Below are 21,150 nucleotides of genomic sequence, written 5' to 3' on the forward strand. Positions count from 1 at the left end.
TCCGGACGCTTGTTGTCGCTGCCATCCTCGCGGACGCAAGGTCGCGATACGGCCTGATTCGCCAGGTGCGTACCCAACGGATTCCCTCGACGCGAGTGCCGTGTAGTGCCGTGTGCCCGTCGGCGGGGGTCCAGATCTTCGGGAGAGACTCATGAACCAGCGCAAGCGCCCGACCCTCGTGGGGCGGGTGGATTTCCTCGCATTCCTGGCGGTCCTGGTCTTCGGCCTGCTGTTGACCCTCCGCGGCATCGACACCCAGTCGTTGTCCACCACCACCGTGGCCCTCGCCGGACTCTTCCAGGCCTGGCATACGTCGCGCACTCGCGACCGTGACGTCGACCACGACCGGTCTTCGTCGCGCGGGATCGCGACGTCCTCCTCGACCGGCGACGAGGGGGGAGGGAACGTGCGCGAGACGCCCCCACGGTGACGCGGTCGCGGCGACCGTGCGGCGAACTCCGGTGCGGGCAGGCGAGGGGGCGTCGTGGCCCGCTCGGGTCGTCCTCCCCAACCCGGGCGGGCACGGTCGAAACGATTGGGCTCTCGCGATCGTCGGCGACCGTTCGGGGTTGATGTCCTCGCACCGGTTCGGCGCCGGGTTGTGGGACACACGAGGGTGATCCGTCGGCTTGGGGTCGACGGATCACCCTCGAAGGCGTCCGCCGACGGTCCTATCGCCTGACGTAGTCCTCCGAGCGGATCCCGGTCGAGCACGCCGACGCCGAACGCACGCAGGCACGGCCGCTGCGGCACTCGATCGGACCCGCGAGTACCGGGACGGGAGCCACCCGGCCATCGTCTGGGCGTAGGCTCCATGCGTGACCGCCGTCAGCATCGGGATGGTGCGACCGTGAGCGGCCTTCCCGACCCCGAGGCCCTGCTGCGCGACACGGACTGGGCGAGGCTGTACACCGTCCGCGGATACGCCGACGAAGACGTACCGGCCGCACTCGTCACGCTCTTGGACCCCGATCCCGCCGCCCAGGCCAAGGCCTTGGAGCGGGTTTTGGAGTCGGTCACCGATCAGGGCGTCATGTACCCGCCCGTGGTGCCGGTGGCCCAGTACGTCGCCGCCATCCTCGCCGATCCGCGAACGACGGCGGTCGGCTCGTACGAATGGTCCGGCACGGGGACCCGGCAGCGCTCGCTGCGTGCCGAACTCCTAGACTGGCTGGGCCGACTGGCTCGGAGCTCCGATGACGCGGCCGCGCGGCTTCATGCGAATCGCAACAGCTTCGATCCGCCCCATCCGGACCTGGACCTGCTGCGCGGCCTCCGCCCGGTGTTCTACACGGCGGTGGCCGCCTTCCTCTACGACGGCGACGCCGATGTCCGCCATGCCGCTCTCATCGCCGCCATCCCCCTCGCGGAAGCGCCCGAACTCGCGCGCCGCCGCGACAAACTCGCCGCCTGCGCACATCGTCTTCTCGTGACCTGCACCGACGGCCGGTATCGCGCCCAAGCGCTGGACGCCCTCGACGCGTGGGGTCACGACGTACAAGACTTGCAAACCCCGGACGACATTCGCGAACGTGTCGAACTCGCGAACAACGGAGTCGTCGGTGATCCGTGGGCCGTCGGCTGAGACTGTGGATCGGCCACCCGCGTGCGGCGCGGCCTCGCAACAGAACGATCTCAAGGAAGTCCGGCGCGGTGGACGGTGGTTCCGGGGCATCGGTTCCGTGGGGACCTGGTCGATCCGTCGACACGATGCGCGTCGCGAAAGTACTCGCGGCATCCGGGCCGTCTCCTCTTGGATGTTGTCGGCGCCGACTCGGTGAGGCCCTGGGTGCGGTTCGCCGTGCACACCGCTGACCGATACGACACGAACGCGCGCGTGTCGGCAGGTGACGGGATCGGCGACGTCGTGTCGCGGACGTGCTTGCTCAGGCGAAGCAACCGGCCCCGGGCAAGCGGGGGTTGGTTGCCCGGGTGGCGGCCGGCCGCGGCTGCGCTTCGCGCGATGGAGGCGTTCGTCGGGCCTGCCGGGGAAGGGTGCGTGCGCAGCCTTTCGGAAGACGAGAACGAAACGGGGAACGAGTATGCGTAAGTCGCGACATTGGGCACGCCGAATAGGCCTTCTGGTAGGTGTCGCCGGTTTGACGGTGCCCTTGGGCGCGGTCGTCGGACCCGCCGCCCAGGCGGCGCCGTCGTCCTGTGTGACGGGAACGGGAACACATCAGAGGCAGGTCGAGGCCGCCTTGGGGCTGAAGGTCGACGGTGTCTCATCGGCGGCGGACTGTCGAGCGATCCGGAGCTTCCAGGTCGCGCAGTCGATCACACCGGCGGTGGGCTACGCGGGCCCGGTCACCGCGGGTGTCGCGGAACTCGTACAGCGCCAGAACTCGGCCGCCCGCAACCCCAACGCGGGGGGTCTGTGCCCCACGAACGTCGGCCGCGTCGCGTGCGTCGACCTGACCAACCAGATCAGCTGGATCCAGAACGGCAAGAAGGTGGTACAGGCGCCGGTCCCGGTACGCACCGGCCGAGACGGCTTCGAGACCAGGCCCGGTCTGCACCGGATCTTCTGGCGTCACCAGGACCACGTGTCCTCGATCTACCACGTACCCATGCCCTACAGCCAGTTCTTCGACGGCGGCATCGCCTTCCACGCCATCGACGGCCCGATGTGGTCCGCACCGGGCTCGCACGGCTGCGTCAACATGCGCCCACAGGACGCCAAGACCTACTGGGACACCCTCCGCACCGGTGACAAGGTCGTCGTCTTCGGCAACAAGCCGGGCACGTAGACACGATGACGCGGGGTCATGCGCCGTAGCGGTTCCATCCGCGCCGGCGACCGATCCGACGCGTGATCGGGGCGAGGCATGGGTATGCCGGTACCTCGCCCCGGTCGGGCGCCGTGGGAACCCCGAGCCACCGGGCTTGGCCTTACCCTCACTTTCCTGCGGAGCGAGCGCGAACAGGTCGGATGCCTCGAACGGCGCGGGCCTGTCTTGCCGAGGTTTCCCGCGCTTGGCACGCAAGGACCCCGTTCACAGGCGAGTGGTCGGGAACACGAAGATGGGAAGCGCCCAGGTACGATCCCGTACGCCGCCTTCGACGCGTTGCCTCGACGCACGTGACGATGTACGCGGCCGGATCCTCATGGAGGGTGACGGGCATGCACGGAACCGATGTCGATCACGATCACCCGCGCTTTCGCTTTCGCCGTGTCGCGCGCGCGGACTTTTCTTTGTTGGCCTCGTGGCTGTCGGAACCGCACGTGGCCCGCTGGTGGAACCACGAGACGAGTCCCGATGCCGTGGCCCGGGACTTCGGTGACGCCGCCGACGGTCTGGAACCGTCCGAGGACCTGCTCGCGCTCCGAGACGGGACTCCGGTGGGCCTGGTGCAGCGATCGCGCCTGGCCGACTACCCCGACTACCTGGAGGAGTTCGAGGAACTCATCCCGGTCCCAGCCGAGGCTGTCACCATCGACTACCTGATCGGCGACCCGGACCTCGTGGGTCGTGGACTCGGAACCGCGATGATTCGGGCCCTCGTGACCGACACGTGGGTGGCATGCCCTCAGGCACCGTCCATCGTGGTCGCGGTGGCGGCCGGCAACGCGGCCTCCTGGCGGGTGCTCGAACGAGTCGGCTTCCTCCGAGTCGGCGAAGGCCCGATGGAACCGGACAACCCGATCGACCCACCGCTGCACTACCTGTACCGGCTGGACCGCCCGACCTGAACGCAACCAGCGCCGCCGGTTGGTTCCGGCCAACCGTTGATCGAGAACGCCAAGGAGTCGGGCGCGAAGACAGGCATTGACGTGAACGGGAATGGATTATCGCCATGGGTGATTCGTACGCAGCGGGCGGCAATCTGGTGCTGAGGATGGACGCGTCCGGTGAGACCGAGAGTGCTTTGCTGCGCAGAGCCGTCGCCGCGCTGGGCCGATTCGGCGACGACGATCTCCGACCGTACGGCGCCCGCAGTACGCGCTTCCTGGGCGGGGAGGGGGAGGCCGTGTCGGTACTCCTCCGGCATCCTGCCCACCCGGCAGCCAACTCATGGATCAGGGTAAGTCTTGGCGATAGTACGAAAGGCGTGGGCGAGATCTTTATGACGGTTCACTTGGACGAGCCAGGGGACGAGCTCGGACCGGAATGGGAGATGGCGGTCACCCTGATTTCACGGCTGGTCGAGGGCGTCAGTCCGATTCTGGCGCATGTGACGGCGTGGTACCTCGACGGCGAGGGGCAGATATATCCGTCAGGACGACTTCTGCCCGACTCCCACCTGCCGGAAGAGTTCGGACCGTGGACCTATGTCTCCGGTGAGAGGCTCACCGACCAGCTTCGTGATCGAATCGCGTCACTACCTGCTTACGCTTCCGAATCGCTTGCGAACGGCTGGCTGGTGAGGGCCGTCAACCATCCGCGTGAAGAGCCGACGATGCCATTTCGGGATGCGTTGAACGCACTGGATCGTGAGGGGATCGCCTACCGATCGCCTCGACTCGCCGCCGCTTGATTCCGACGAGCACCGGTCATGCCGCCTGGTCCCTCGGAGAAGGTCTTGCAACCGTACTGGCCCGGCCCGCCGGGTTGCCCAGGGGGTCTCACCTGTGGGCTCCCTGGGCAACCACAGACACTTCACCCGCACGCTCGGCCGGAATCCACCCGTTGATGGCTGGTTCGATCTCCCCGTCAAGCAGGCGGAGTTCGGACAGGATCCGCCTGTGTTCCGCGTCCATCGCTCGCACGATGGCAGTGCTGTCTGCGGCGCCCGGCCAGTCGGTGAGAATGCCCATGATGCCCCCCGGTTTCACGTCTGTGGTGGGAGTGAATCAAGCACCGACGACAGTCGATGAACCAGGTGGGTCGGGCAACACGAAAGCTCGCGCGGTTCGCCGGCGCCCCGCGATACGGCGTGCACTCTGTGACTCAGTCAGTCCCGGTTTCAGTTCGCTCTTACTCGAGGAGCTCTCGAACCCATGCGCTTTACGCAAGTCAACATCGGCCGCACGTTCGGCATCGCGTTTGACGAGGGAGAGGATTTCCTCCCGCAACTCGTCACCTTCTGTGCCGAGCACGGCATCCGCGCCGGTTACCTGCCCATGTTCCTCGGGGGTTTCCGTCGCGTCCGGCTGGTCGGTACCTGCGAGCGCATCGAGAATCCGGATGCCCCCGTGTGGTCGGCCGCCGAATACGAGACCGTCGAAGCGTTCGGCTGCGGAACGATCGCCTGGGACGAGGAAGCGAACGCTCTCGCGCCCCACATTCATGTCGCAGTGGGCCTCAAGGGCCAGGCGGCCGACGGCAAGACGAGTCACCTCCTTGCCGGAACCGTCCAGTTCATCCACGAACTGCTGCTCGTCGAAGTTCTGGAACCCGCCATGACGCGCCCAAAACTCGGCGCCCACCGTGTCCCGACCCTGCAATTCGGCCCACCTCTCGCGTCGGCGTAGGACGTTGCCCCGCCTGTGACGGGCTCGTCGACAGCTCGCTCGCAGTGCTGACGTCGGCGCTGCGGAGAGTCCGTGACAGCGCGAGTCCGTAGTCCGGGGCCGGGTTCCGATCTCCAGCCCCGGAGTCACCTCGACGACGGGCGCCGACATCACCAGGTCCGCCGGGTGGGCTGTGTGCGTCGCCTCGTGCGGACCTCGGCATCAACTCGATGCCTGACGGTGACGCCGGCTACTCTTCGGGGATGACCGAGGGTCCTGGACAGCTGTCCTTCGATACGGAGACCGCAGCCCGCGCCGTCCCGGTTCCGGGCCTGCGCTACGTCGCCGATTGGCTCGACCCCGACGCGTGCCGGGAACTGCTCGCGCTGATCGACGCCGCGCAGTGGTCGACGGAACTCAGGCGACGGGTCCAACACTACGGCCACCGATACGACTACGGTCGGCGCGGTGTGACAACCGATGTGCCGACGGAGGCCGCCGCGCCGCCTCTACCACCGTGGGCGCTCCACCAGGTTGCCCGCCTGGTCCGGGAGGGTTTCATGCCCCAGGAGGCGGACCAGGCGATCATCAACGAGTACCGACCAGGTCAGGGCATCAGTGCGCACATCGACTGTGTGCCCTGCTTCGGTCCGGTCGTCGCCGCGATCTCGCTCGGCTCCGGCTGCGTCATGGACTTCTTCCACCCGGCGGACGGTGGGAAAGTCGAGGCCTATCTCGCACCCGGCAGCTTGTGCGTGATGACAGGCCCGTCCCGGTACGACTGGCGGCACGGCATCGCCGCCCGCAAGAGCGACCCGCGAGCCGGGGGCAGAGTCCCTCGCGGCCGACGCGTATCGGTGACGTTTCGCACGGTTCTCAGCCGTGCTTGACGGCACACCCCAGCGTCGGCGAAAACCGTCCCACAGTGCCTTCGGGGGGGCCACCGCCCCTTGTTCGCACGGTCCTTCAGCAGGGTCTCGTAGGTCGCCCGATACCCCTCGAGAGGGTCCGGCAGTCCGAAGATGCCCAACGCGGTGCGAACCCTGGCTGCGGCGGCGTTCGAGTCAGGGGGCCGCGGCGGCGGATACGGTCAGCAGTTCGGTGAGCGACCCCGCGAAGTCGCGGCACAGCGCCGTCACGAGGCGCCATGCGCCCGGGTTCCCCGCAAGATGCCGACCGATGAGTTCGTTCCATGCGGCGTCCAACTGCTGCCGGGCAGCGGCGTCGAGGTAGACCGAGGCGAGTGCGTCCAGGGCGGGTACGTCGATGGGCCGCGTGCGTTCGTCCGGGTGGGTGGCTTCGAGTGCCGCGCGTACCAAGTCTGTGGCCTGGTACGGCCGGTCGAGTGCGAACGCGGCCAGGCAACCGCGCAGCAGCCGGTACGTTCCGGGGGCCGCCGGCTCCTCGCCGTCGTGGCGGGGACGGGGCGGGCGTCGTGGATCAGATGTTCGAGAAGTGACGGCGCCCCGCGCGCCAACAACTCGGCCCGCAGAACGGGGGACACGGTGGACCGGAACAGCACGACGTCCAAGCCGGGATCGGCGAGGGACAGTGCCGCCCAGGGGTCTGCGACCGCAGGTGACCGGTACAGCTCGGCCGCCGCGTCGGCGGGGAGCCGTGCGGCGACCTCGGCTACCAGGCGGGCGGATGACCCACGGAGCAGAACGCGCAGTGTCCGGCCTGCCGGTGACGTGGGAGGCAAGCCGAACCAGCTCTTGGGCGGCGGCCTGTCCAGCGGCGGGTACCGGGCCACGCGGCCAGGGGTGAGTGCCGCGGCGACGAGCTGCTCAAGGCTGCCCGGAAATGTGGGTGCGAGCGATCCCAATCGCACCCACGCTTCGACGTCGTCCCCCAGAGGTCGGCGGACGACTCGGTCCAAACCTTCCTCGACTCGGGTGAAGTCCCGGTGTAGGTGACGGTCGAACGTGCCGCCGATGACCAGCATGTCGAACACTGGTGCGGTCGAAGCGATCAGGTCGTCGACATCGTCTGTGGCGGCGAGCATGTCGAGCACCGGGTTCGGCCGGGAATCGAAGCAGCCTGCGCCCATCCGCGGCGCCCCGTCGGGCGCGACCCCGAACAGGGCCCGGCGAGTGGCCGTGTCCCAGCCGTGCCTGGCCGCCAGATGCGCCAATACACCTGCGTGTAGGGGCGATTGGTGATGTTCGGCGATGATTGGCGCCCACGCGAATGTGTGCGGGGCGTTCAGCCGCGGGTCGTTCGTCGTGTCGATGCCGCGCAGCCGATGTGCATATGCGTCGGGGCGAGCTGTCGCGAGAACGAATGCCTCGACCTCGTCACGGTCCCGCTCGCCGGACAGGAATGCCGCTACGAGCCGGCCCGGCTCGGTGTCCGTCCAAGCCGCGTCCCGCTGGATCCGGTCGAGTGCGGCGCGTGCGTCCAGGTCGAACAGGCGTAATAGGCCCAGCACTCGCTCTGCGTCGGTCAGGCGTCCGGTGCACAGCACGTGGACGACGGTTTCCGGCGCCGATGCAACCACGGCGGCATTGAGTTCCGACGGGTCGACGTCTGCCGCGAGCAGCCGCGTGTGCAGCGCCGCGTCGAGCGGTACCGGCCCGATCGGCAACAGGCCGGCGTCGGTCCGGTCGCAGGCCCCGCGCGCCGAGTCGGGGGCTCCGGCAGCAATCAGCGTTACGGGACATCAGCCATCGACGATCGCCAGTCGGCAATGGCGTAGAAGGTCGGAGGTGTCGGACAGCGCGCGAGCGCCCTGGTCACGTATTTCGAGCAGTTCCGCGTTCCACGGCGATTCGGTGGGTTCGGCGTAGGTCGTCATCAGATCGTGCTCACTCGTGCGCGCGGTGACGGCGAGGTGTCCGGCGAAGCCGAATGGCAGCCGTTCGAAGCACCACCCCGGCCAGGCGGTTGCCGCTGTCACGACGCGCGACGGCGAGACGCGCGACCGATCCCAGTAACGCACTCGTCGCCCGGGGATGTCGATGACCACGCCGGTATCGACTGTCTCCTCATGGGGCATCGGGTACGGCTGTTGGGCCAGCAGCGCGGGGACGATGCGTTCGCCGTGAGCCGTGAGCCAGTCCACGGTGTCGCGAGTGGTGAGTTGATAGTCGAGCACCAGATGGTCCGGCCGGATCACGCTGACGACCGCCGAAGCCGGCGCCAACCAGTCGGCGATGCTTTCGAAGTGGCGGACCGATACCACCTCTTGCGCGGGGTTCCAACCGACGTACCAGCCCTCGCGGGACGTCAGGGGAGCGATCGGAAGCGAACTCGGCCTCTCGTCGCGCCGGACCAGAACAGGGGTCGCTCCGGGGATGACTTCCGGGAAGTCCCCAGGCCCACCCCACGCGTAGCGGACATCCCAGCCCACCCATGTCGAAGTCCCGGCCAGTCGAGTCACGTGGCTGTCGATGTAGGCCGCGCTCGGGAGGGCGAGGTCACAGCCGTAATAGCGCATGCGGTGGTCGATCAGGTCGAGGGCGAGCCCTCGGCAGCAGGACGAGTCGACGGATCCGGCGGCTCGGTCGTCGTCGAGGGGTATGCCCCTGCGTCGGCTTCTGTCGATGAGCCGGGCGCGTTCGTGCGGGTCCCACACGTCCCAGGAGCCGTATTTCTCCCATGTCACCAGGCACGATGCGTCTTCGTCCCGCAGGAGGTAAACGGTCCAGCAGCCCATGGCGGAAACGTACCCCCTCGAGTCGGCGTCATCGCAGTGGCGAGTGGGGAAGGGCCGTGGAGATCGATGAGAGGGTGGCGAGCCGGATCCTGCGCTGTCGGCGGAAGCGGCGGCTGCGCGGTGCGCCGAACGAGATGGGCTACCGCGCAGGAAGGGGTCCAGCCAAGGTGAGCCCAAAAGGGGCAGCGGAATGATCTTCTTGGAAGCGTGAGGCCGGATCCCGGGCCTATCACCAAGGGTTCGATCCTGTCCCGGGTTCCGCTGTTCCGGTCCTCCTCCGGCGGCGACGTCGCGATGATCCCGCGCGGGTGCTTACGGTGCGCCCGGTGGGGGTTGGGGCGGGATGACTTCGATCGAGCGGACCGCGTATCCGCGGTTCAAGCGGCTGATCACCGCGCGTGAGCTGCATGTGTTCTTCACGCCGTCGGAGGAGGAGCGGTTCTGGGCGGAGGAGGTCACGGATTCCGACGAGCATCAGCTCGCGCTGCTGTTGGCGCTGAAGTCGTACCAGCGCATGGGTTGCTTCCCCAAGGCGTACGACGTGCCGGAGCAGGTGGTGGAGTTCGTGCGCCGGGCGGTGGAGCTCCCGGCGCACACCTTGCCGGTGTACGGCTCGGAGCGGACGGCCAAGGGCCAGCGGAGCATGGTGCGCCGGCGGTGCGGGACGCGCTACGACGGGTCGGCCGCCCGCGCGTTGGCCGAGGAGGCGATGCGGATCGAAGCGGCGTCGAAGAACAACCCGGCGGACCTGATCAACGTCGCGCTGGAGAAGCTGGTGGAGGCCGGGCTGGAGATCCCGAGGTTCTCCACCCTGGACGCGATGGCCTCCACGGTGCGGGCCCGGGTGAACGAGGAGATCCTGGCCGGGATCCGGGAGCGGATGACCGAGGACGAGCGGGCGCGGCTGCTGGGCCTGGTCGACGTGGTCGGCCTGGACGGCAAGACGCTGTTCAACGCGCTCAAGCACAACCCCGGGCGGGCGACCTGGTCGAACTTCAAGCGGTTGAGGGGCCACCTGCAGTGGGTCGACGGGCTCGCCGGGACCGGCGCGTGGCTGGAGTCGGTCGCGTCGGGGAAGGTCGCGGACTTCGCCGGTGAGGCGCAGGCCCAGGACGCCGCGACGCTCAAGGACTACACCAGCGATCGGCGGGTGGCACTGATCGCCTGCCTGGCCGCGAAGGCCCGGATGCGGGCCCGCGACGACCTGGCCACGATGTTCTGCAAGCGGATGGCGGCCAAGGGGAAGAAGGCCCGCGAGGAGTTGGAGGAGATCCGGCGCCGGCAGCAGGAGATCGTGGAGGGGTTGGTCGCCAACTACCGCACGCTGCTGCAGCAGGTCGACGCCGGCGGGCCCGCGCAGACGGCGCGGGCGAAGGCGGCCGCGCTGACGAAGCAGGCGTTGGACGCCGTGGAGGGCCTGGAGGCGGAGGCGAGCGCGGAGGAGGCCGTGCGGAAGCTGGACGGCCGCGTCTCGCCCGCGCTGCTGGCACTCGCCGAGGGGCTGGCCGTCCAGGCGAACGGACTGGCCTCGCTCACCGCGTCGGTGGAGGAGCTCGGCGGGTTCGACGCCCAGTACGCGCAGATCGAGCGGGTCTCCGCGCACCACGGCGACAACTGGGAGGTGCTGCTGCACGGGCACCTCAAGGCCGACCGGTCGGTGATGTTCGACTTCACCGACGCGGTCGAGCTGAAGGCCACCAGCGAGGACTCTTCCGTGCTGGACGCCCTCGGGCACGCCAAGGCCCACCGTGCGATGGTGCGCGACTTCATCCCCGACCGCGACGCGGACGGCCGCACGGTGGACGTCTCCTTCGCCACCCAGAACTGGCACAAGGCCATCCGCGACCGGCGCCGCCCCGGGCACTTCGTACGCCGCCACTTCGAGGCGATGGTGTTCCACTACCTCGCCGACGAGCTGCGCACCGGCGACGTCGCGGTCGTCGGCTCGGAGGAGTACGCCGACTGGTCCGAGCAACTGCTGCCCTGGGAACAGGTGGAGGCGAAGCTGCCGGAATACCTGGTGGAGGTCGGCCTGACCGCGCCGGGCGATGCCACGCCGTTCGACGGGCGCGCCCTGGTCGCCCAGCTGCGCGGGCGCCTGAGCGCGGCGGCGGCCGCGGCGGACGGCGGGTACCCGGACAACGACGAGCTGTTCATCGACCCCGATTCCGGGGTGCCCAAGCTCAAGGCCCGCCGGGCGGAAGGGCCCCGCAGGAGCGCGCAGGCGCTGGAGCAGGCCGTCAAGGAGCGGATGCCCGAGCGCACCCTGCTGGGGATCGTGGCGCGCACCGCGTACTGGATCGAGTGGTGGCGCCGGTTCGGGCCGGCCTCCGGCAACGACCCGAAGCTGAAGGACCCGTTCGGCCGCTACGTGATCACGACGTTCGTCAAGGGCACCAACATGACCTTCGCCGAGGCCGCCCGGCACATCGCCGGCGTCTCCGGCCACGAACTGTCCGTCGCGGCCCGCCGGCACGTGACCACGGCGAAGCTGAACGGGGCGATCGGCGACGTCGTCGACCGGCATGCCCAGCTCGACCTGTCCCGCGCGTGGGGCAATGGCACCACCGCCGCGGCCGACGGCACCCACATGGACACCTACCTCGACAATCTGCTCGCCGAGACGTCCGTGCGCTACGGGGCGGTCGGCGGCATCGCCTACCACCACGTCTCGGACCTGTACGTCGCGCTGTTCACGCGGTTCGTGCCGTGCGGTGTGTGGGAGGCCGTCTACCTCATCGAGGGCCTGCTGAAGAACACCTCCGAGGTCCGCCCGACCACGGTCCACGCGGACACCCAGGGCCAGAGCTACCCGGTCTTCGCCGTCGCCCACCTGCTCGGCATCGACCTGATGCCCCGCATCCGCAACTGGAAGGACCTGATCTTCTTCCGCCCCTCGCGCACCGCGGTCTACGAGCACATCGACGCGCTGTTCGGCGAGGCGGGGCGCAACGTCGTCGACTGGCGCCTGATCGAGACCCACTTCCGGGACCTGACGCGCGTGATCGTCTCGATCCGCGAGGGCGCCGTCTCCTCCGCGCTGCTGCTGAGGCGTCTGCGGTCCGGCTCCCGGCGCAACGCCACCTACACGGCCTTCCGCGAGGTCGGCAAGGTCATCCGCACCGTCCAGCTCCTGCGCTACCTCTCGGACGCGCCGCTGCGGGCCCGGGTGACGGCGGCGACCAACAAGGTCGAGGCGTTCAATGGCTTCTCCGACTGGGTGCGCTTCGGCCAGCACGGCACCGTGGCGGCGAACGACCCGGTCGAGCAGGAGAAGGACGTGAAGTTCACCTCCCTGCTCGCCAACCTGGTGATCTTCCACAACACCCTGGACATCGCCGACGCGGTCCGCGAACTGCAGGCCGAGGGCCGCCCCGTCGACCCGCTCGACCTCGCACAGATCTCCCCGTACCTGACCGAGCACATCAAACGGTTCGGCGAGTACTCCACCCACGAACTCGGCATCACCCCCGACGACTACGACGCCCGCCTGGACGTCGACTTCAGCACGCTCGGCCACGACGGGAAGGCGGCAGTGGCGTGACGCACAAGCGGGTCACCGCCGTTGGAGCCGCGTTGTGCCAAGCCGTGCCCCCCGCACGTCTAGCCCGGATGCCCCGGCAGGGCACGGTGCGCAATAGCAGCGGGCCGTCGTGTGGCCAAGACACGCTTCGCCTCGGACGCGGGTTTCGGTACCGATCAAGGGCGAGGCGGTCGGGCCGGAGCTGAAGTCGGGGTGGGCGGCCGGCCCAGTGGTCGGCGTGGCGGCGGCGGACGCTTCCGGTAATCGCGCGCTTAGGCAGTCGCCTGCGGCGCTGCTGCTGTCTGCGGCGCGGCCGGGATGGCGGTGAACAGCGCGTGGACGGTGGTGCGGACGTGGTCGGCGACGACGTCCGGGGTGGACGCGTCGAGTTTGCCGTCGAGGTGCAGGAACGCCAGGCCGTGGACCAGGGCCCAGACCATGGTCGAGAGCGCGTCGGGGTCGCCGTGGGGGAAGGCGGCGCGGGCGATGCCGCGCACGTACTCCTTGATGGCGGCGGTCGCGTTGGCCCGGTCCTCGTTGGCGGGGTCGCAGGGTTCGGCGAACATCACCCGGAAGACCGCGGGGCGGTCCAGCGCGAAGCGCACGTAGGCGACGGCGACGTCGGCGAGTTCGTCGGGGGTGGCCGGCGACGGGTGCGCGGCGGCGAGGTGTTCGGCGAGTTCGCGGTAGCCCTCGGCGGCCACCGCGGACAGCAGAGCCTCGCGGTCGGCGTAGTGGCGATAAGGGGCGCCGGTCGATACGCCGGCCCGTCGGGCCACCGCCCGCAGGGACAGCGCGGCGCTGCCGTTCTCCTCCAGCAGTTCTCGCGCGGCGCGCAGGCATGCGGTGCGCAGGTCGCCGTGGTGGTACGAGCCGCCGTTTTGCGACATGGGTCACACTCCTTCGTGTATGCACTGCTTACATCAATGCTCTAATGTGAGCAGTGCACACATTGTAGGGGATTCCGAGATCGAAAGATTGAGAGGAGAACGCGGATGACCAGCGAGTTGTTCTCGCCGCTGGCCCTGCGCTCCGGGCAGGTGCTGGGCAATCGGATCGCGAAGGCGGCCATGGAGGAGAACATGGCCGGACCCGGCCAGGTTCCCGGCGCCGGGCTGATCGCGTTGTACCGGCGCTGGGCGACCGGCGGAGCCGGGCTGCTGATCACCGGCAACGTGATGGTCCACGCCGAGGCGCTCACCGGCCCCGCCGGCGTCGTCCTCGACGAGGCCGCGCCGCTGGAGCCGTTCGCCGCATGGGCCGAAGCGGCCAAGTCCGGCGGCGGGGCGGTCTGGATGCAGATCAACCACCCCGGCCGCCAGGTCCAGGCCGACATGCCCGGCGTCGTGTGGGGGCCGTCCGATGTGGGCGTCGACCTCGGCCGGCACAGCAGCCGCTTCGGCCGCCCCACCGCCATGACCCGCGAGCAGATCGAGGCCACCGTGGCCCGGTTCGCCGCCACTGCCCGGCGAGCCGAGGAAGCGGGGTTCGACGGTGTCGAGGTCCACGCCGCACACGGGTACCTGCTGTCGCAGTTCCTGTCGCCCTTGGTCAACCGGCGCACCGATGCATGGGGTGGTCCGCTGGAGAACCGGGCACGGATGCTGCTGGACGTCGTCGCCGCGGTGCGCTCGGTGGTGTCACCGTCGTTCGCGGTCGCGGTGAAGCTCAACTCCGCGGACTTCCAGCGCGGCGGTTTCGGCGTCGACGACGCCCGCCGGGTCATCGCGATGCTCGAACCGCTCGACGTCGACCTGGTCGAATTGTCCGGCGGCAGCTACGAGAGCCCCGCGATGACCGGCCGCCCCGCCGACGCCCGTACCCGGTCCCGCGAGGCCTACTTCCTCGACCTGGCCACCGACCTGGTCACCACCAGCCCCCTCCCGCTGATGCTCACCGGCGGGATCACCCGACGCGACACCGCAGACCGGGTCCTCGCCGGCGGCGTCGCCCTCATCGGCATGGGCACCGCCCTGGCCGTCACCCCGGACCTGCCCGAACGCTGGCGTACCGGCCGCGAAGCGGACCGGCCACTGCGACCGGTGACCTGGTCCGACAAAGCCCTCGCCTCGGCCGCGAGCATGGCGCAGGTCCGCCACCAGATGCGCCGCCTCGCCCGAGGCAGCGACCCCAGGCCAAGGACCCACCCCGTGCGAGCCCTGCTCTCCGAACGACGCCTGCAGCGGCAGGCGCTGCGCCGCTACCGCGCCTGGCTACCCGCCGCCCAGCCCGGCCCGGCGCCGGAGCCTCGCGGCCTGTGACGAACTCGTGATTACGCCGGGTAGTGACCCGATCGCCGTCGACCACACGTTGACCGATGATGGTCAAGGGCGCCCGAGCCGGGTCCGGACGGACGGCGGCACCTGCCCATCCCGAACGCGAGGGAGAACGCCATGACCAAGGTCCTTTTCGTGGTGTCCGCAGCGGACCGCTGGACGCTGCGGGACGGAGTGGTGCACCCCTCCGGCTTCTGGGGCGAAGAGCTGGCGATGCCGCACAAGATCTTCACCGAGGCAGGGTGGGGGACCACGATCGCCACCCCGGGAGGGAAGGCGCCGACGCTGGACCGGCTCAGCATGTCGTGGACCGCCGGCCGGCCCGCCAAACTGCGCGAGGTCCGCCGATACCTGGACACCATCAAGACCGAGCTGGACAACCCCAGGACGCTCGGCGACGTCGACGCGGACGCCTTCGACGTGGTGTTCTACCCCGGCGGCCACGGACCGATGGAAGACCTCGCGGTCGACCCGGTCTCCGGCGCGCTGCTCACCCGCGTCCTGGCCTCCGGCAAGCCCCTCGCACTGCTGTGCCACGCGCCCGCCGCGGCATTCGCGGCACAGAACGCCGACGGGTCGTGGCCGTTCACCGGATACCGGATGACCGGCCTGTCCAACGTCGAGGAGAAGTTCAACAGCTTCGGCCGCAAGGCCAAATGGCTGTTGGAGGACCGCCTGCGCGACAGCGGCGCCCGCTACACCAAGTCCCGCCTGCCGCTGCGTCCCTTCGTCGTCGTCGACCGCAACCTCTACACCGGCCAGAACCCGGCCTCGTCCGAACAGCTCGCAACGCGGCTCGTCGCCGACGTCGGCTGATCCGCCCGCGCACAGGGCGCCGCGGTCGGCGTTCCGTTCGGTGTGGCGACACAGTCCCGGCGCGCCGTGATCGGTGCCGATTGCCGCTCCGGCGTGCGGTCGCTACCGGACGGGGTGCGGCGACGTCCGCGCGAACGAACTGCACCAAGACGCAGAGCGCTCCTGCCGACCGACGCTCGGCCCGGCCTGCAACGGCCGTTCCGGCTGGCGGACCATCCGAATCCCTTCAGGGGCAGCACCAAGAAACCCCGGGAGACGCTGTCGCCGTCAGGCGCTCGGTGCGGCGGAGCCGCCTTGCGGACCTCCGCCGCGTCCTGCTGACGTTGTGGCGTGCGATGGAACGCGCGCGGGGCAGAGACGTGCCTGCCCTGGGTTCGCTTGTCGGAACGCTGATCATCAGGCCTGCGGGGGCGGGTGGGTATCGCCGCCGCGGTGTCCACGCAAGTTGATGCCGTGGGGACCGCGGCGGCGGATAGGTCAGCGGACGCGTGCTGCTTTCAGGACCTTCAAGGCGCCGGTGAGCGCGGACGCCCAGGCTTCGGGCGAGACGCGTGCCGGTGGGGTGAAGCCCTGGATGCGCTGGTGGGCGACGGTTTGGGGTTCGGTGTACTTGAGGATTCCGTCGGCGCCGTGGCGGCGTCCGAGTCCGGAGTCGCCCATGCCGCCCATGGGGGCGTCGATGCTGCCCCAGGCGGCGGCGAACGCCTCGTTGACGTTGACGGTGCCGGCGTGGACGCGTGCGGCGACGGCCCTGCCCCGGGCGCCGTTGCGGGACCAGACGCTGGCGTTGAGGCCGTACGGCGTGGCGTTGGCGCGCAGGATGGCGTCGTCGACGTCGCGGTAGGAGTAGATGGAGACGACGGGGCCGAAGGTCTCGTGCTCGTACACGGTCATGGCGGGGGTGACGTCGGCCAGGATCGTCGGTTCGTAGAACAGCGGCCCGAGGTCCGGGCGCGCCCTGCCACCGGCGAGGACGGTCGCGCCCTTGGCGACGGCGTCGTCGACGTGTGCGGTGACGGTGGCCAGTTGGGACGGGGTGGTGAGACTGCCGACGTCGATGCCGTAGTCGTACGACGCGCCGAGCTTCAGCTTCCCGGTGCGGGCGACGAACGCGGCGACGAACCGGTCGCGGACGGATTCGGCCACGTACAGGCGCTCGATGGAGACGCAGAGCTGGCCGGCCGAGGGGAAGCACGCGGCGACGGCGCCGTCGGCCGCCTTGTCGATGTCGGCGTCGTCGAGGACGATCATGGCGTTCTTGCCGCCGAGTTCGAGGGAAGCGCCGATGAGGCGTGCCCCGGCGTCGCTCGCGATGCGGCGGCCGCTGGCGGTGGACCCGGTGAACATCATGTAGTCGGCGTTGTCCATCAGCGCGCCGCCGATGGAGCTGCCGCGGCCGACGACCATCTGCCACACGTCGGCGGGCAGGCCGGCCTCGTGCATCAGGTCGAGCGCCCACAGTGCGGTGAGCGCGGTCTGGGTGTCGGGCTTCTGGACGACGGCGTTGCCGGCCATCAGCGCCGGGATGGCGTCGCCGGCGGCCATGCTGAGCGGGTAGTTCCACGGGGAGATGACGGTGACGACGCCCTTGGGGTGGCGCAGTTCGGTGGTGTGGGTGAGCACGGGGATCGCGCCGCGGCGGCGCCTGGGCCTGAGGTACTTGGCGGCGCTGCGGGCGTAGTAGCGGGAGGTGATGGCGATGTCGGTCACCTCCAGGAACGCGTCGCGGCGGGTCTTGCCGTTCTCGGCCTGCATGAGGTCCAGGGCCTGGTCCTGGCGGGCCAGGACGAGGTCGTGGAAGCGCAGCAGGATCCTCGCGCGTTCGCGCAGGGGCGTGGCAGCCCAGGCGGCCTGCGCGGCGCGGGCGCGGGCGAACGCGTCCTCGACGTCCGTCGGCGTGGACACGGGCAGGTCGGCCAGCGGGGTACCGGTGTACGGGGCGTCGGTGGTGACCCGGGTCGCGTCCGCGGCCGCGGCGACGCGGCGGGTCAGGCGCTCGATCAGGTTCGGGGTCAGCGATGCGGGCAGGACGGGGCTGCGGGTGTCGAGAAGGGCGGGGTCGGTGGGCATGGGAGGCTCCTGTGCCTAGCGGCGGGTCGGGACGGAGACGGGGACCGGCATGTGCAGGGCGAGTTGCCCCTCGGTCATGACGTCGAGCCGCACGGTCCTGCCCGGGTCGAGCGAGCGCAGGTCGTCGGCCATGCGGCCCTCTCTGACCTCGAGGACGAGGTTGCGGGGGCGGCGCTTGGTGCCCGCGGACAGCACGTTGGTCTGGCTGAAGGAGGAGTGCCACGCGCCGTTGATCGACGTGTAGGAGGTCAGGGCCGAGACGCGCTCGCCGCTGGCGTGCGCGGTCTGGCGGGGGGTGGGCACCGAAAGGGACACGTCCGTCCCGCCCGCGTCGTTGGCCACCCGGGCGGTCGTCCGGTCGGCGTCGATGTCGACGTCCAGCCCGGTCACCCACTTGGGGAAGCCGTAGCCGTCGTGCCCGCGGACCTGCGCGATCTGCGTGCTCACCGGAAGCGACAGCACGTACGAGTCGAGGTGCTCGTTCTTGAGCGCGGCGGCCAGGTCGACAAGCCCGAGCCTTCCGTGCCGGGCCGGCCTGACGGCGATGCCGACCGCGGCCTCGGTGTAGAAGTCGATGTCGCACACGTCGTAGCGGAAGAACATGACCGAGACCAGCCCGAAGCCCGGCGCGACCTCCAGCGGCGCGAGCTCGGCGGGCAGGCGCCCGCGGATCGCGCGGGAGCGGGCCAGCATCGTCAGCCGGGCTGTCGAGACCCGGTAGTAGAAGTTCGGGGTGAGCGTGCTGCCGATCGGCGAGTCGACCCGGGTCTTCGGCAGACGCCGGAAGAAGTCGACGCCGCCGACGCGGGGGTCGCGGGCGACCTCGTCGAGATCGGTGTCCATCCGGTACCGGTCGTACAGGCCGCCCTTGGGGACGGTGACGGCACGGCCGCCCAGATCGACCTCGACGGTGTCCTGCTGGGGCGATGTCATCGGCTTACTCCTCCACATGTGAGCGGTGCATACATCATCAGGCTAGCCGGGGATGTAAGCACCGTCAACAATGGGTGGGCGCAGGGGTGGGCGCAGGAGCGCCGACGGTGCCGCCGCGGCACGACGAAGCCGGGCCCGCCTGCGCCACGTTGGCGCCGAGGCCCGGCCTGGTCGGTACGGAGGGGGTGTGCGGCGGCGTTTCAGTTGCCGTGGAGCGCCGTGCGCAGGGCGTCGACGGCCAGTGTGCGGGCGACGTTGGCGGCGCGGGTGTCGCGCAGGCTGTCCAGCAGGAGGAAGTCGTGGACCATGCCCGCGACGCGGACGGAGGTGACGTCGACGCCGGCCTCGCGCAGCCTGTTGGCGTACTGCTCGCCCTCGTCGCGCAGCACGTCGGCCTCGTCGGTGATGACCAGGGTTTTCGGGAGGCCCTTGAGCTGGTCGAGGCTCGCCCGCAGCGGGGAGGCGTGGTGTTCGGCGCGTTGGGCGGGGTCGGTGGTGTAGGCGTCCCAGAACCACTTCATGCCGTCGCGGGTGAGGTAGTAGCCCTCCGCGAACTGCAGGTAGGAGGGGGTGTCGAAGTCGGCGTCGGTCACGGGGTAGAGCAGGACCTGGGCCTTGAGGTCGATGCCGCCGCGCTCCTTGTTCGTCAGCGCGAACACCGTCGACATGCAGCCGCCGACCGATTCGCCGGTGACGGCGATGCGTGAGGTGTCCAGGCCGTGTTCCGCGCCGTGCTCCAGGACCCACTGCCCCACGGCGTAGTTCTGCTCGATCTGGGTGGGGTACTTCGCCTCCGGCGCCCTGTCGTAGACCGGGAAGACACCGGCGGCGCCCGCGCCGACGGCGAGTTCGCGGAAGAGGCGGTCGTGGGTCTTGTCGTCGCCGAAGACCCAGCCGGCGCCGTGGATGTAGAACACCACCGGCAGCGCACCGGTGGTTCCCTTGGGCCGGATGATGCGGGTGCGGACGGTGCCCCACTCGCCGGCGTCCACGTCGACCCACTCCTCGTCGACGTCCGGGCGGGGCACGCTCGGGTCGCTCTGCAGGCCCAGCAGGATCTCGCGCCCCTTCTCCGGGGGCACCTCGTAGATCCGGGGATGCGGGTCGGTCGCCTCGCACAACTCCCGCGCGGCGGGTTCGAGGTAGGGCGTGATCGGCGGGGGAAGCGGGGTCATGTCGGCTCCAATCACGGGCACCTGCGTGCCTTGGAAGGTGCGGCCCGCCCGCACGGCTGCGGTCGGCGGCCCGCGGGACGAGGCCCTCTCGACCAATCCTGGTGCGCGGCCCGCGCACCGCAACCCGACGCGAAGGCACCACGCCGCCGACCGTCCCGTTCCCCGTTGCGGCGTGCACCCATTCGGCCGCCCGGACCTGCGTATCGGAGCATCGCGCCGGACCGTGGGGACATGACACAGAGTGTGTGGGCCGAGGTGAAGGACGCCGTCACCCCACGCGCCACGGTATTGGTGATCGGCGTGATCGCCCTCCAGATGCTGTTCATCGCCTCCTACGTGGGCGCGTTGCACGACCCCAGGCTCAAGGACGTGCCCTTCGGAGTCGTGGCGCCGCGGGCAGCGGCGGAGCAGACCGTGGCGCGTCTCGACAAGCTGCCGGGCTCGCCGTTGGACCCGCGCGCGGTGGCCGACGAAGCAGCCGCCCGGAAGCAGATCAAGAACCGGGACATCGACGGCGCCCTCGTGGTGAACCCGGCCGGCACGACCGACACTCTGCTGGTCGCCTCCGGCGGCGGCAAAGCCCTCGCCCTCGCCCTGGACGCGCTGACCGCGACCGTGGACCGGACGCAGGGTCGCACCGTCCGCACGGTCGACGTGGCGCCGGCCTCCTCGCACGACTTCAACGCCCTGTCGGCCTTCTACCTCGTCATCGGCTGGTGCGTCGGGGCCTACCTGTGCGCGTCGATCCTGGCAATCAGCGCCGGCGCACGCCCCGCCAACCCCACCCGCGCAGCGACACGGCTGGGCACGATGACGCTCGTCGCTATCGCCGGCGGACTCGGCGGCGCGGTCATCGTCGGACCGATCCTGGGGGCCCTGCCGGGCAGCGTGGTGTCCCTGTGGTGGCTCGGCACGCTGATCATCTTCGCGGTGGGGTCCGCCACCCTCGCCCTCCAGGGACTCTTCGGCATCATCGGCATCGGCCTGGCCATCCTGCTCGTGGTCATCGCGGGCAACCCGAGCGCGGGCGGCGCGTTCCCCCAACCGATGCTGCCGCCGTTCTGGCAGGCGATCGGCCCGGCCCTGCCACCCGGCGCAGGCACCTGGGCGGCCCGCTCGATCGCCTACTTCCACGGCAACGCCATGACCTCGGCCCTGCTCGTGCTGGCGGCCTGGGCACTCGCCGGAACCATCGTCACGATGCTCGCGGCGGTCCTGCGGCAGCGCCGTGCGGCGGCCCCGACGGCCGACGGACCCGGCCCGGCCGACCGGCCTGCCGCCGAGACCGGCAGGTAGTACCGCGG

The 21,150-nt window shown here is 70.1% G+C and carries 18 protein-coding genes; 11 read left to right on the forward strand and 7 right to left on the reverse strand.

Annotated features, from left to right (window positions below; translation table 11 throughout):
• Nucleotides 1-151 precede the first annotated feature (151 nt).
• From ACWCPW_RS14565 to ACWCPW_RS14585, 5 genes are all read left to right on the forward strand, one after another.
• The gene (locus ACWCPW_RS14565) at nucleotides 152-430 is read left to right on the forward strand and encodes a hypothetical protein (RefSeq protein WP_449761863.1); all 279 of its coding nucleotides are present in this window, start codon (nucleotides 152-154) and stop codon (nucleotides 428-430) included.
• A gap of 420 nt (nucleotides 431-850) precedes the next feature.
• Nucleotides 851-1,585: a hypothetical protein gene (locus ACWCPW_RS14570; RefSeq protein ID WP_449761864.1), complete on the forward strand. Its 735-nt coding sequence runs from the start codon at nucleotides 851-853 to the stop codon at nucleotides 1,583-1,585.
• 457 nt (nucleotides 1,586-2,042) lie between these two features.
• Nucleotides 2,043-2,750 (forward strand): L,D-transpeptidase, encoded by a 708-nt coding sequence (locus ACWCPW_RS14575; protein WP_449761865.1) that lies wholly within the window; start codon nucleotides 2,043-2,045, stop codon nucleotides 2,748-2,750.
• Between the two features lie 374 nt (nucleotides 2,751-3,124).
• The gene (locus tag ACWCPW_RS14580) at nucleotides 3,125-3,694 is read left to right on the forward strand and encodes a GNAT family N-acetyltransferase (RefSeq protein WP_449761866.1); all 570 of its coding nucleotides are present in this window, start codon (nucleotides 3,125-3,127) and stop codon (nucleotides 3,692-3,694) included.
• A gap of 104 nt (nucleotides 3,695-3,798) precedes the next feature.
• Nucleotides 3,799-4,479, forward strand: coding sequence for a hypothetical protein (locus ACWCPW_RS14585; protein ID WP_449761867.1), 681 nt, complete (start codon nucleotides 3,799-3,801; stop codon nucleotides 4,477-4,479).
• 88 nt (nucleotides 4,480-4,567) lie between these two features.
• Here the strand turns inward: ACWCPW_RS14585 and ACWCPW_RS14590 are convergent, their stop codons facing one another.
• Nucleotides 4,568-4,759, reverse strand: coding sequence for a hypothetical protein (locus tag ACWCPW_RS14590; RefSeq protein WP_449761868.1), 192 nt, complete (start codon nucleotides 4,757-4,759; stop codon nucleotides 4,568-4,570).
• 183 nt (nucleotides 4,760-4,942) lie between these two features.
• On the opposite strand from ACWCPW_RS14590, the gene ACWCPW_RS14595 reads away from it, so the two are divergent.
• Complete coding sequence (locus tag ACWCPW_RS14595) at nucleotides 4,943-5,416, forward strand: PPC domain-containing DNA-binding protein (RefSeq protein WP_449761869.1); 474 nt, start codon at nucleotides 4,943-4,945, stop codon at nucleotides 5,414-5,416.
• Nucleotides 5,417-5,658: 242 nt separating this feature from the next.
• Nucleotides 5,659-6,285 (forward strand): alpha-ketoglutarate-dependent dioxygenase AlkB, encoded by a 627-nt coding sequence (locus ACWCPW_RS14600; protein WP_449761870.1) that lies wholly within the window; start codon nucleotides 5,659-5,661, stop codon nucleotides 6,283-6,285.
• Between the two features lie 245 nt (nucleotides 6,286-6,530).
• On the opposite strand, the gene ACWCPW_RS14605 is transcribed toward ACWCPW_RS14600, so the two are convergent.
• Together ACWCPW_RS14605 and ACWCPW_RS14610 are read right to left on the reverse strand one after the other, a co-directional pair.
• Nucleotides 6,531-7,982 carry a hypothetical protein gene (locus tag ACWCPW_RS14605; RefSeq protein ID WP_449761871.1) on the reverse strand — a complete coding sequence of 484 codons (1,452 nt, stop codon included), beginning with the start codon at nucleotides 7,980-7,982 and terminating at the stop codon, nucleotides 6,531-6,533.
• A gap of 75 nt (nucleotides 7,983-8,057) precedes the next feature.
• Nucleotides 8,058-8,834 (reverse strand): hypothetical protein, encoded by a 777-nt coding sequence (locus ACWCPW_RS14610; RefSeq protein ID WP_449761872.1) that lies wholly within the window; start codon nucleotides 8,832-8,834, stop codon nucleotides 8,058-8,060.
• Nucleotides 8,835-9,396: 562 nt separating this feature from the next.
• Here ACWCPW_RS14610 and ACWCPW_RS14615 point away from each other — a divergent pair.
• The gene (locus ACWCPW_RS14615; protein ID WP_449761873.1) at nucleotides 9,397-12,597 is read left to right on the forward strand and encodes a Tn3 family transposase; all 3,201 of its coding nucleotides are present in this window, start codon (nucleotides 9,397-9,399) and stop codon (nucleotides 12,595-12,597) included.
• Between the two features lie 251 nt (nucleotides 12,598-12,848).
• Here the strand turns inward: ACWCPW_RS14615 and ACWCPW_RS14620 are convergent, their stop codons facing one another.
• On the reverse strand, nucleotides 12,849-13,466 hold the full coding sequence (locus tag ACWCPW_RS14620; RefSeq protein WP_449761874.1) for a TetR/AcrR family transcriptional regulator: 618 nt from the start codon (nucleotides 13,464-13,466) through the stop codon (nucleotides 12,849-12,851).
• Between the two features lie 105 nt (nucleotides 13,467-13,571).
• Here ACWCPW_RS14620 and ACWCPW_RS14625 point away from each other — a divergent pair, with 105 nt between their 5' ends.
• On the forward strand, nucleotides 13,572-14,837 hold the full coding sequence (locus ACWCPW_RS14625; RefSeq protein WP_449761875.1) for an oxidoreductase: 1,266 nt from the start codon (nucleotides 13,572-13,574) through the stop codon (nucleotides 14,835-14,837).
• 132 nt (nucleotides 14,838-14,969) lie between these two features.
• On the forward strand, nucleotides 14,970-15,668 hold the full coding sequence (locus ACWCPW_RS14630; RefSeq protein WP_449761876.1) for a type 1 glutamine amidotransferase domain-containing protein: 699 nt from the start codon (nucleotides 14,970-14,972) through the stop codon (nucleotides 15,666-15,668).
• 477 nt (nucleotides 15,669-16,145) lie between these two features.
• Here the strand turns inward: ACWCPW_RS14630 and ACWCPW_RS14635 are convergent, their stop codons facing one another.
• From ACWCPW_RS14635 to ACWCPW_RS14645, 3 genes are all read right to left on the reverse strand, one after another.
• On the reverse strand, nucleotides 16,146-17,738 hold the full coding sequence (locus ACWCPW_RS14635) for a succinic semialdehyde dehydrogenase (protein ID WP_449761877.1): 1,593 nt from the start codon (nucleotides 17,736-17,738) through the stop codon (nucleotides 16,146-16,148).
• 15 nt (nucleotides 17,739-17,753) lie between these two features.
• On the reverse strand, nucleotides 17,754-18,671 hold the full coding sequence (locus ACWCPW_RS14640; RefSeq protein ID WP_449761878.1) for an acetoacetate decarboxylase family protein: 918 nt from the start codon (nucleotides 18,669-18,671) through the stop codon (nucleotides 17,754-17,756).
• Between the two features lie 200 nt (nucleotides 18,672-18,871).
• Nucleotides 18,872-19,846, reverse strand: coding sequence for an alpha/beta hydrolase (locus ACWCPW_RS14645; protein ID WP_449761879.1), 975 nt, complete (start codon nucleotides 19,844-19,846; stop codon nucleotides 18,872-18,874).
• Nucleotides 19,847-20,077: 231 nt separating this feature from the next.
• Here ACWCPW_RS14645 and ACWCPW_RS14650 point away from each other — a divergent pair, with 231 nt between their 5' ends.
• A complete protein-coding gene (locus ACWCPW_RS14650) occupies nucleotides 20,078-21,142 on the forward strand; it encodes a DUF3533 domain-containing protein (protein WP_449761880.1) in 1,065 nt (354 codons plus the stop codon).
• The last annotated feature ends 8 nt before the right edge of the window (nucleotides 21,143-21,150 follow it).

This window comes from Embleya sp. NPDC001921 (genome assembly GCF_053594475.1).

What these genes read in the sequence shown, in the direction of transcription:
- ACWCPW_RS14580 (WP_449761866.1), top strand. Translation starts at nt 3,125, where the DNA reads ATGCACGGAACCGATGTCGATCACGATCACCCGCGCTTTCGCTTTCGC.
- ACWCPW_RS14585 (WP_449761867.1), top strand. Translation starts at nt 3,799, where the DNA reads ATGGGTGATTCGTACGCAGCGGGCGGCAATCTGGTGCTGAGGATGGAC.
- ACWCPW_RS14645 (WP_449761879.1), bottom strand. Translation starts at nt 19,846, where the DNA reads ATGACCCCGCTTCCCCCGCCGATCACGCCCTACCTCGAACCCGCCGCG.
- ACWCPW_RS14625 (WP_449761875.1), top strand. Translation starts at nt 13,572, where the DNA reads ATGACCAGCGAGTTGTTCTCGCCGCTGGCCCTGCGCTCCGGGCAGGTG.
- ACWCPW_RS14595 (WP_449761869.1), top strand. Translation starts at nt 4,943, where the DNA reads ATGCGCTTTACGCAAGTCAACATCGGCCGCACGTTCGGCATCGCGTTT.
- ACWCPW_RS14635 (WP_449761877.1), bottom strand. Translation starts at nt 17,738, where the DNA reads ATGCCCACCGACCCCGCCCTTCTCGACACCCGCAGCCCCGTCCTGCCC.
- ACWCPW_RS14620 (WP_449761874.1), bottom strand. Translation starts at nt 13,466, where the DNA reads ATGTCGCAAAACGGCGGCTCGTACCACCACGGCGACCTGCGCACCGCA.
- ACWCPW_RS14610 (WP_449761872.1), bottom strand. Translation starts at nt 8,834, where the DNA reads ATGCGCTATTACGGCTGTGACCTCGCCCTCCCGAGCGCGGCCTACATC.
- ACWCPW_RS14575 (WP_449761865.1), top strand. Translation starts at nt 2,043, where the DNA reads ATGCGTAAGTCGCGACATTGGGCACGCCGAATAGGCCTTCTGGTAGGT.
- ACWCPW_RS14630 (WP_449761876.1), top strand. Translation starts at nt 14,970, where the DNA reads ATGACCAAGGTCCTTTTCGTGGTGTCCGCAGCGGACCGCTGGACGCTG.
- ACWCPW_RS14565 (WP_449761863.1), top strand. Translation starts at nt 152, where the DNA reads ATGAACCAGCGCAAGCGCCCGACCCTCGTGGGGCGGGTGGATTTCCTC.
- ACWCPW_RS14590 (WP_449761868.1), bottom strand. Translation starts at nt 4,759, where the DNA reads ATGGGCATTCTCACCGACTGGCCGGGCGCCGCAGACAGCACTGCCATC.
- ACWCPW_RS14640 (WP_449761878.1), bottom strand. Translation starts at nt 18,671, where the DNA reads ATGACATCGCCCCAGCAGGACACCGTCGAGGTCGATCTGGGCGGCCGT.
- ACWCPW_RS14650 (WP_449761880.1), top strand. Translation starts at nt 20,078, where the DNA reads ATGACACAGAGTGTGTGGGCCGAGGTGAAGGACGCCGTCACCCCACGC.
- ACWCPW_RS14615 (WP_449761873.1), top strand. Translation starts at nt 9,397, where the DNA reads ATGACTTCGATCGAGCGGACCGCGTATCCGCGGTTCAAGCGGCTGATC.
- ACWCPW_RS14600 (WP_449761870.1), top strand. Translation starts at nt 5,659, where the DNA reads ATGACCGAGGGTCCTGGACAGCTGTCCTTCGATACGGAGACCGCAGCC.